The sequence below is a fragment of the Acinetobacter sp. 70_2 genome (genome assembly GCF_056736115.1).
Genome location: NZ_JBWZIP010000003.1, coordinates 158,307 through 167,942, shown reverse-complemented (window position 1 = coordinate 167,942; position 9,636 = coordinate 158,307). Strand labels below are relative to the sequence as shown.

The following is a 9,636-nucleotide window of genomic DNA, read 5'->3' as shown; positions in this document are numbered from 1 at the left end:
CAGATTCTACACGGCCTGTTACTACTGTACCACGACCTGAGATTGAGAATACGTCTTCGATTGGCATTAAGAATGCTTTGTCGATAGCACGTTCTGGTTCTGGGATGTAAGAGTCAAGAGCTGCTACAAGAGCAAGAACTGATTCTTCACCGTAAGGACCTGCTTCACCGTTAAGAGCAGCAAGAGCTGAACCACGGATTACTGGAGTGTCATCACCCGGGAAGTCGTAAGTAGAAAGAAGTTCACGAACTTCCATTTCTACTAATTCAAGTAATTCTTCGTCGTCAACAAGGTCGCATTTGTTTAAGAATACGATGATGTAAGGTACACCAACCTGACGAGAAAGAAGGATGTGTTCACGAGTTTGTGGCATTGGACCGTCAGTCGCAGCACATACAAGGATCGCGCCGTCCATCTGAGCAGCACCAGTGATCATGTTTTTAACGTAATCGGCGTGGCCCGGGCAGTCAACGTGTGCGTAGTGACGAATTGGAGAATCGTATTCTACGTGTGAAGTATTAATTGTAATACCACGTGCTTTTTCTTCAGGTGCTGAGTCGATTTGTGAGTAATCTTTCGCTTCACCGCCGTAAGTTTTTGCACAAATAGTTGCAATCGCAGCAGTTAAAGTTGTTTTACCATGGTCAACGTGACCGATTGTACCCACGTTTACGTGTGGTTTATTACGTTCAAACTTGGCTTTAGCCATGATGATCTTCCTTTATTAACTACTCATGGAGGGTCACCCCATGAGCACTTGGTTTTCAACTAAGAATTAGTTAGGGCTTATAGTAATCGAAAGATTACTCGTCGTCACCTTTTTTACCGCCAGCTTGGAATTTAGCAATGATGCCTTCAGCCACGTTACGTGGAGTTTCAGCATATTTAGCAAATTCCATTGAGTAAGTCGCACGACCTTGAGACATAGAACGCATTTGAGTCGCGTAACCAAACATCTCAGCAAGAGGAACTTCTGCTTTAATTGCTTTTGTTCCACCAGGAAGATCGTCCATACCTTGAACCATACCACGACGACGGTTTAAGTCACCCATGATATCGCCCATGTAGTCTTCTGGAGTTTCTACTTCAACTTTCATGATAGGTTCAAGAAGGATAGGATCCGCTTTCATGAAACCATCACGGAAGGCATAAGAACCAGCCATTTTGAACGACAATTCGTCAGAGTCGACATCGTGGTAAGAACCGTCGAAAAGAACAGCTTTAACGCCTACAACTGGGTAACCAGCCAAGACACCATTCTTCATACGTTCTTGAATACCTTTATCAACTGCACCGAAGAATTCTTTAGGTACTACACCACCAACAACTTCTTCAGCGAATTCGTATTCTTTACCAGCAGCTTCAACGTCAAGCGGTTCTAAACGAACATATACGTGACCGAATTTACCTTTACCACCAGTTTGACGTACGAATTTACCTTCTTGCTCAACAGTTTTCTTAATCGTTTCACGATAAGCAACCATTGGTTTACCGATATTCGCTTCAACACCGAATTCACGCTTCATACGGTCAACGATGATGTCAAGGTGAAGCTCACCCATACCAGCAATAATTGTTTGACCAGATTCTTCATCAGTACGTACACGGAACGATGGATCTTCTTTCGCCAAACGACCTAAAGCGATAGACATTTTTTCTTGGTCTGCTTTAGTTTTTGGTTCAACAGCCAATGAAATTACTGGCTCTGGGAATTCCATACGCTCAAGAGTAATGATGTTTTTCTCATCACATAATGTATCACCAGTTGTAACGTCTTTAAGACCTACACACGCTGCGATATCACCTGCACGGATTTCTTCAAGATCTTGACGCTCGTTCGCGTGCATTTGCACGATACGGCCGATACGTTCACGCTTAGATTTAACTGGGTTATAAACCGGATCACCTTGTTTAAGAACACCAGAGTAAACACGTACGAATGTTAAGTTACCTACGAATTTGTCGTTCATGATTTTGAACGCAAGCGCAGAGAACGGAGCTTCGTCAGATGCTTCACGAGACGCTTTAGTTTCGTCTTTGTCGTCAAGGATACCTTCGATCGCTTTAACTTCTGTAGGTGATGGTAAGAATTCAATTACAGCGTCCAACATACGTTGAACACCTTTGTTCTTGAACGCAGAACCACAAAGCATTACTTGAATTTCAGAAGCTAATGTACGAGCACGTAAACCAGCGATGATGTCTTCTTTAGAAAGATCACCTTCTTCTAGGTACTTGTCCATTAATTCTTCAGAAGCTTCAGCAGCTGCTTCAACCATGTTAGTACGCCATTCTTGAGCAGTATCAACTAGGTCAGCAGGAATATCACCGTATTCAAACTTCATACCTTGAGAAGCTTCATCCCAGATGATTGCCTTCATTTCGATAAGGTCAACAACACCTTGGAATGTGTCTTCAGCACCGATTGGCACAACGATTGGCACAGGGTTACCGCCCAAACGTGTTTTCATTTGTTCAACAACACGGAAGAAGTTTGCACCAGTACGGTCCATCTTGTTCACGAATGCTAAACGAGGCACTTTATATTTGTTTGCTTGACGCCATACAGTTTCAGACTGAGGCTGTACACCACCAACTGCACAGTAAACCATGCACGCACCGTCAAGAACACGCATAGAACGTTCAACTTCGATTGTGAAGTCTACGTGTCCCGGTGTATCAATTACGTTGATACGGTGTTGTTGGAATTGGTTAGCCATACCAGACCAGAAACAAGTTGTAGCAGCAGAGGTAATTGTAATACCACGCTCTTGCTCTTGTTCCATCCAGTCCATTGTTGCTGCACCGTCGTGTACTTCACCAATTTTGTGAGATACACCTGTGTAGAACAAAATACGTTCAGTTGTAGTTGTTTTACCTGCGTCAATGTGCGCAGAGATACCGATGTTACGGTAACGAGTAATTGGGGTTTGGCGAGCCATGATGTCTACATTCCTAAATGTTATCTTTAAAACAGGACGCATCAATTAAATTGATGCGCACGAATACTCAAACGGGGCAACTTAAATACCCGCAAAGCCCCCACTTTGGTAGAGAGCAATGTTGAATCTAGCTACTGTATGCATGAGTATTCTCCTGATTAGGGACTGTTTTATCCGCTTAGAAACGGTAGTGAGAGAAGGCTTTGTTAGCTTCTGCCATACGATGCACGTCTTCACGTTTTTTGATCGCGGCACCTTTGCCTTCAGCTGCATCAAGCAACTCGCCAGCAAGACGTAAAGCCATAGTTTTTTCAGAACGCTTAGCAGCAGCATCTACTAACCAACGCATTGCTAAGGCAGTACGACGGGATGGGCGTACTTCCATAGGTACTTGATAAGTAGCACCACCAACACGGCGTGCTTTTACTTCGACCATAGGACGAACTTTCTCAAGAGTAGTCTCGAAAAATTCAACTGGGTCTACTTTGTTTTTTTCTTGAACGCGTTCTAAAGCACCGTAAACGATACTTTCAGCAATAGATTTTTTACCATCTTGCATTACGTGGTTCATGAATTTAGCGATTGTTTGGCTGCTAAATTTTGGATCTGGAAGGATCTCACGAGCAGCGACTACGCGACGTCTTGGCATTTTAATACACCTAATAATATGACACTTCAGGATAATCCAGCAGTTTGTACAAGTGTCATGTACACGACGCTGGCCTTACTATACGTCGCTTGAATTACAAATCTATGAAGAATTCAAACAAGCGAAACGCTAAAGGGCTTTTAGACTAGTTTCCTAGAATTACTTCTTAGGACGCTTAGTACCGTATTTAGAACGTGATTGATTACGATCTTTAACGCCAGCACAGTCCAAAGAACCACGAACGGTATGGTAACGTACACCTGGTAAGTCTTTAACACGACCACCACGGATAAGAACAACACTGTGCTCTTGTAAGTTATGACCTTCACCACCGATGTAGCTAGATACTTCAAAACCTGAAGTTAAGCGAACACGGCAAACCTTACGCATAGCTGAGTTAGGTTTTTTAGGTGTAGTTGTATAAACACGTGTACAAACACCACGACGTTGTGGACAAGCCTTCAACGCAGGAACTTTGGATTTTTCAACCAAAGTCGTACGACCCTTACGGATCAACTGATTCGTTGTTGCCATATGGCAATTCTCCCGTTATTAAAAAACCTTAAAAAGAAAACACCTCTTTTTAAGGGCACATAATTGTAAGCCAAGATGCAAAAATGGTCAACATGGCAATACTTACCAAATGTTGACCATATCAATGTTTGACAGGATGATTTACAAATTTAAATAAGGGTGAAACTTAATTTTCAAACCCTATCTTTGTAATTGTATTGTTAAGAGTACTTCTGATCCTCTACAACATCATCATTTTCAATTTCTAATGCTGGTTTTTGTTCACTGTGCTCATGCTCGACGACATGTTTTTCTGCAAGCTGTTCGATACCTTGATGAACATTTTCTTGCACTTTTTCTTCACTTTTTTCAGAAGTATTCGACTTAACCACAACAGATACTTTTGAAATTACATCATGATTTTCAATTTTATGATGTTGCGCTGCATGAACACTGCCATTTTCTCCAACATTTAACAGACGAGGACTCGCCTTTTGCATGAGAGTTACCGCAGCATAGTAAGCTTGTAATGGTGATAAATGTTCACTTGGGTGCTCATTTAAATAATGGCGTGCTGCACCAAAAATAGCTTGTGCTTTATGGCCTACATCTTCTTGTAACTTCCAGCTATAAACAGCACTAAGTACTGCACCGGCCACTGGAGTAAACTTGCCAACCGCGGCAAGTTGAGGAACTTTATTTAACCAGCTCCATTTGAACTCACCATTTTCATCGACTAACCAGCTTTTTAAAGTCTCAATATCATTTGAAGACCCAAGTACTTGCTGAAACTGTTGAATATCTTGTGTCTCTAACATATTACGTAAAGCTTTAAGTGCTAAAAGCACCGTCTGCTTCTCTGCAATCAGGCTGATATCAACTTCTTTAAAAATAAATTCAACGACATCTTGGTCAGTGGCTTCAGTTAAATCAAAACCGTGTGATCTGCCTGTTTGATAAATTGTTCTTAAAACCAATACTAAAGAAACTGGAATATCTACGGCTGCACCAACCATACCCGATACACCAGTAATCGCACCTTGAATACTTGCAATTAGTTTATTTTGTTCAATTAAAGCCTGACTTAAACGTTGTGAACGTGAAGTGTCTTTAGTCAGCTCAAATAGGTCTTTTGCACCCGCCTCTTCTAAGATTTTTTCAGTCAGCGTACTTTTTGAACTAAAGTCATTCAGCCAATCAAATAAATAGCCCGATATTTTTTCATTCCAGTCAGGCGAAATAAATGTCGCAATACCATTGACCTTTCTAAAATGACGACCAAACACCTGACGAGTAACTTTAGGTAAATGTTCACGTAACATTTGTTGTGGACTTTCATACTGTTCCACTTCAAACGGACTTTTACTTCTAGCATTACCTTCTACTGTTTTACCACTTGCAAGTGGTTCAACTAACTTACTAACCTCACCTATTTGGCTTTGCTGCAAGATGTTTAAACCAGTAGAACTGAGCTTTTTAGCCACTCCGAAGACCTGAGAAAACAAATTGTCAGATTGATTATTATTAAATTTTGTCATCCAGTACCTCGATTTTTTAATTTATCTAATTAGAGATAAATACTAGGTGGAATGTGGATTTATCTCAACTTGAATGTGTGTATTTTAGTTAACCCTAAATGCAACATACTATGTATTTGGTTATTTTTTTTAAATGCAAAATTGACATAAAGATTTGCCATAAGAAATAAAAAACCTTTCTGCTATCATGGTAACAACGAAAACATATGTCTAATGTTCTTACAGCTATATTCTCCTATCATTTAATAGCTGCTCATGTTCATAGACTTTAAATATCACCATAAAGGGACCTGTAGATGAAACGTGTTGTAATCACTGGTATGGGTATTAACTCATGTATCGGTAACTCTTTAGAAGCAGTTACTCACTCACTTCAAAATGGAATCTCCGGGACACGTTTTAACCCAACTTATGCTGAACTCAATTTTAAGAGTCATGTCAGCGCTGCTGCAGAACAAGATTTTGACAATATTGATCGTAAATTAAAACGATTCATGGGCGTATGTGCAATGTACGCTTATAACTCTGCTGTTGCCGCTGTTGAACATGCTGGCTTAAAAGCAGAAGATTTAGCAGATAATCCACGTTATGGTATTGCTGGCGGTTCAGGTGGTGGTTCAACTGCTTCTGTTGTAGAAATGACTGAGCTTTTAGAAACTAAAGGCGCTCGTAAAGTTGGTCCTTTCTTCGTTCCACGTAACATGACGAACACAATTACTGCAAACGTTGGTGTTGCATTTAAACTTCAAGGTATTGCTCACTCAATCGCAAGTGCTTGTGCAACTTCTGCAGATGCAATTGGTTATGCATATAACCTTATCGCATTAGGTAAACAAGATCTTATGCTTGCTGGTGGTGGTGAAGAAGATCACTGGTCTCAAAGCTTATTGTTTGATGCTATGGGTGCTTTATGTTCTAAATACAACGACACACCTGAAACTGCATCTCGTCCATATTCAAAAGACCGTGACGGTTTCGTTATTGCTGGTGGTGGCGGTTTCGTTGTTCTTGAATCTCTTGAACACGCTCAAGCACGTGGTGCAAAAATTCTTGCTGAAGTTGTTGCCTATGCTGCTAACAGTGACGGTGCAGACATGGTTGCTCCAAGCGGTGAAGGTGCGACTCGTTGTATCTTGATGGCTCTCGAAGAAGCTAAACAACACGGCGTAGAAAAAATTGACTATGTAAATACACATGGTACTTCTACACCAGCTGGTGACGTTACTGAACTTAAAGCAATGGAACGTGCTTTTGGTGAAGGTAAAGTACCACCTTTAAGCTCAACTAAATCTATGACTGGTCACAGCTTGGGTGCTGCTGGTGTTCATGAAGCAATTTACTCTGTATTAATGCTTCAAAATGACTTTATTGCTCCAAACATTAACGTGACTGAGCTTGATGAAGGTACTGAAGGCTTTGATATTGTGCTTGAAAAACGTGATGCAAAATTGAATACTGTAATGAGTAACAGTTTTGGCTTTGGCGGTGTAAACGCTTGCCTAATTTTCAAGAAGTGGGATGCATAATCCCACCTAGGATTAACAATGGATGCACCTTCTGATGCTTTTTTGTGGGTAAAAGCATTACATATTATTGCTGTGGTTTGTTGGTTCGCTGCTTTGTTCTACTTACCACGTCTTTATGTTTACCATGCAATGAGTGACGATGTGGCAACTCATCAACGCTTTGAAGTGATGGAGCGTAAGTTGTATCGAGGTATTATGTGGCCATCTATGATTGCCACATTAATTACTGCACACTTTCTTGTAGACTGGGGCGATGCAACTCGACATTACCATGAAGCCACTTGGTTTTATCTAAAAGTTGGATTAGTGGCTTTATTAGTGGTTTACCATTTTGTTTGTGGTTACTATCGCAAAAAGCTTATTGGAAATGCTCACTATAAATCACATAAGTTCTGGCGCTTCTTCAATGAAATGCCAACCTTAATTTTATTTGCTGTTGTGATTTTAGTTGTTGTAAAACCTCAGTTTTAACTGGGGTTTTTTATTATCTAGTACTATCACCTCCTTCTCTTATTCGTTTTACTGACTCAACCTATTCATAATTTATTATTCAGAGCAAAAGACTTTTACACCAGCCTTAATACATTCTTATAAAAACATCTGATCTTTTTTATAAATTCAATCAACAGAAAGGATAAAGCATGAAAAGTCTGGCTTTTATTCATCGTAACGATACTCGCTTTGCTGTCGGTGATTTTTACCCAGTTCTTTCTGTTTTTTCCTACCATGAGTTAGGCAATACCCTCTCACCCTTCTTACTACTCGACCATTTAGGCCCCGGAAAAATTGCACCCTCTATAAAACGTAGAGGAGTTAATGATCATCCCCATCGTGGATTTGAAACGGTAACACTTGTTTATGCAGGTGAATTGGAACACAAAGATTCATCTGGTGGAGGTGGGTTTATAAGTGCTGGCGATGTGCAATGGATGACTGCAGCTTCTGGTGTGATTCATCGGGAATTGTTTAGTGAAGAGTTTTCTCGATCTGGTGGTGCTTTTGAAATGATTCAGCTTTGGGTCAATTTACCAGCAGCAGATAAAATGAACTCCCCTCGCTATCAAAGTTTAAAGAAAGGTGAAATACCAGTGGTGAAACTGGAAAATGAAGCTGGCTTTGTACGTATTATTGCAGGGCAGTTTAACCATGTTATGGGTCCTGCACTTACCCACACTCCTATTACCGTATTAGATGTAGAGCTCCATGCAGGTCAGCAAGCCACCTTCCCTGCTCAATCAGGTGAAACAGCTTTAGTTTATTTACGTTCAGGTCGGGCACAATTTCAAAAAGATGAAGAGATCTTAGAAGAACAAGGCCTAGCAGTCATGTCAAACCAAGGAGAGCTCTTTTCTATTACTGCCCTGCAAAGTTGCAAATTACTTATTTTGACAGGACAACCCATCACAGAGCCGATTAATGGTCATGGTCCATTTGTAATGAATACTTATGATGAGATTTTACAAGCCTATGATGATATTAAAAATGGAAGATTTACCAAGTAAAACAGCCTAACTGCCGCATGATAAACGAATGACAGTTATTTGTGTCTGTCTTTCAACATAGTTGATCTATGTTATGCTACAAATCAATAGATGAACTTATTTACTAGCAAAACTATGTTCACTCTCAACGCTTTTAAACTTGTCATATATCGAAAATTTATTATTTTCACCCTTTTCATTTTTCGTCACTTAAAAAGCTATCCAATTCGATTACTTACACCTGAAGAAAAGGTTTTGGCGCAAAGAGTTTTTGGAGATTTGCTAGATTGTGAACGACCTAAAATTATTGCTACTCGTTACTTACCTTGGCAATCTCATGGAATTTTGATGGCGCCAAATGGAAATATTTATGTCAATATTTCTGACTACAGTAGTAATTACGCGCTAGAATCTAAATTCATTCAGGGCATTTTTATTCATGAGTTGGCTCATGTCATGCAATACCAACGAGGTATTCATGTACTACTAAAAGGTGCCTTACTGCAAACGGCCTACTATCTGAGTTTTAAATATTACAATCCATATAAATACACTTACCATCCTCAGAAAGCTTTTAGCTCTTACAATATTGAGCAGCAAGGAGAAATTGCTAGAGATATCTGCTCAGGTAAACTGCCAAATATTATTTGTTCACCTCACTTTGATTTGTAACTAAATAATCAAGATCGTCTTCTACGTAATTTTTTTTGCTAACTTACTGGTAGAAAATTTATAAACAAAAAAATATGAAAATAAAGTTGAGATCTAATTTTATTAATGTCAAATTATTGAAAATAAGTATAAAAACTTATTCCAAATTTTGGAGTGTTAAGGCAGTATACAAACAATAAAAATAATGAAGCTTGTTTCTATTGTATACAGAAAATCTCGTTATTTTTACGCAGAAAATATGTGATTGGTATATATTATTGATCTTGACATTTTTGTTTACTATTTTACTTGTTTATTATCGTGCTATACACATCG

General features: G+C 39.6%; 9 protein-coding genes. 4 read left to right on the top strand and 5 right to left on the bottom strand.

Features of this window, described 5'->3' with window-relative positions; translation table 11 throughout:
* The 5 genes from AC1PJ9_RS02630 to AC1PJ9_RS02610 all read right to left on the bottom strand — a co-directional run.
* Nucleotides 1–709: GTP-binding protein (locus AC1PJ9_RS02630; protein ID WP_479761706.1), on the bottom strand; the 709-nt coding region annotated here is incomplete at its 3' end.
* 94 nt (nucleotides 710–803) lie between these two features.
* A complete protein-coding gene (gene fusA / locus AC1PJ9_RS02625; protein ID WP_263613080.1) occupies nucleotides 804–2,942 on the bottom strand; it encodes an elongation factor G in 2,139 nt (712 codons plus the stop codon).
* A gap of 178 nt (nucleotides 2,943–3,120) precedes the next feature.
* Nucleotides 3,121–3,591: a 30S ribosomal protein S7 gene (rpsG, locus tag AC1PJ9_RS02620; protein ID WP_001138055.1), complete on the bottom strand. Its 471-nt coding sequence runs from the start codon at nucleotides 3,589–3,591 to the stop codon at nucleotides 3,121–3,123.
* 159 nt (nucleotides 3,592–3,750) lie between these two features.
* Complete coding sequence (rpsL, locus tag AC1PJ9_RS02615) at nucleotides 3,751–4,125, bottom strand: 30S ribosomal protein S12 (RefSeq protein ID WP_002050319.1); 375 nt, start codon at nucleotides 4,123–4,125, stop codon at nucleotides 3,751–3,753.
* Between the two features lie 200 nt (nucleotides 4,126–4,325).
* Nucleotides 4,326–5,642, bottom strand: a complete 1,317-nt coding sequence (locus AC1PJ9_RS02610) for an EcsC family protein (RefSeq protein WP_311087068.1) — start codon at nucleotides 5,640–5,642, stop codon at nucleotides 4,326–4,328.
* A gap of 296 nt (nucleotides 5,643–5,938) precedes the next feature.
* Between AC1PJ9_RS02610 and AC1PJ9_RS02605 the strand changes: the two genes are divergently transcribed.
* The 4 genes from AC1PJ9_RS02605 to AC1PJ9_RS02590 all read left to right on the top strand — a co-directional run bounded on the left by AC1PJ9_RS02605 (nucleotide 5,939) and on the right by AC1PJ9_RS02590 (nucleotide 9,321).
* Nucleotides 5,939–7,168: a beta-ketoacyl-ACP synthase II gene (locus tag AC1PJ9_RS02605; protein WP_004738399.1), complete on the top strand. Its 1,230-nt coding sequence runs from the start codon at nucleotides 5,939–5,941 to the stop codon at nucleotides 7,166–7,168.
* An 18-nt stretch (nucleotides 7,169–7,186) separates the two neighbouring features.
* The gene (gene hemJ / locus AC1PJ9_RS02600; protein WP_311087067.1) at nucleotides 7,187–7,639 is read left to right on the top strand and encodes a protoporphyrinogen oxidase HemJ; all 453 of its coding nucleotides are present in this window, start codon (nucleotides 7,187–7,189) and stop codon (nucleotides 7,637–7,639) included.
* Nucleotides 7,640–7,809: 170 nt separating this feature from the next.
* Nucleotides 7,810–8,670 (top strand): pirin family protein, encoded by an 861-nt coding sequence (locus tag AC1PJ9_RS02595; RefSeq protein ID WP_311087066.1) that lies wholly within the window; start codon nucleotides 7,810–7,812, stop codon nucleotides 8,668–8,670.
* Nucleotides 8,671–8,760: 90 nt separating this feature from the next.
* Nucleotides 8,761–9,321 carry a hypothetical protein gene (locus AC1PJ9_RS02590; RefSeq protein ID WP_311087065.1) on the top strand — a complete coding sequence of 187 codons (561 nt, stop codon included), beginning with the start codon at nucleotides 8,761–8,763 and terminating at the stop codon, nucleotides 9,319–9,321.
* Nucleotides 9,322–9,636 lie beyond the last annotated feature (315 nt).

Excerpts from the sequence above, each read along its gene's own strand:
- fusA (WP_263613080.1), bottom strand. The coding sequence starts at position 2,942 with ATGGCTCGCCAAACCCCAATTACTCGTTACCGTAACATCGGTATCTCT.
- rpsG (WP_001138055.1), bottom strand. The coding sequence starts at position 3,591 with ATGCCAAGACGTCGCGTAGTCGCTGCTCGTGAGATCCTTCCAGATCCA.
- rpsL (WP_002050319.1), bottom strand. The coding sequence starts at position 4,125 with ATGGCAACAACGAATCAGTTGATCCGTAAGGGTCGTACGACTTTGGTT.
- AC1PJ9_RS02610 (WP_311087068.1), bottom strand. The coding sequence starts at position 5,642 with ATGACAAAATTTAATAATAATCAATCTGACAATTTGTTTTCTCAGGTC.
- AC1PJ9_RS02605 (WP_004738399.1), top strand. The coding sequence starts at position 5,939 with ATGAAACGTGTTGTAATCACTGGTATGGGTATTAACTCATGTATCGGT.
- hemJ (WP_311087067.1), top strand. The coding sequence starts at position 7,187 with ATGGATGCACCTTCTGATGCTTTTTTGTGGGTAAAAGCATTACATATT.
- AC1PJ9_RS02595 (WP_311087066.1), top strand. The coding sequence starts at position 7,810 with ATGAAAAGTCTGGCTTTTATTCATCGTAACGATACTCGCTTTGCTGTC.
- AC1PJ9_RS02590 (WP_311087065.1), top strand. The coding sequence starts at position 8,761 with ATGAACTTATTTACTAGCAAAACTATGTTCACTCTCAACGCTTTTAAA.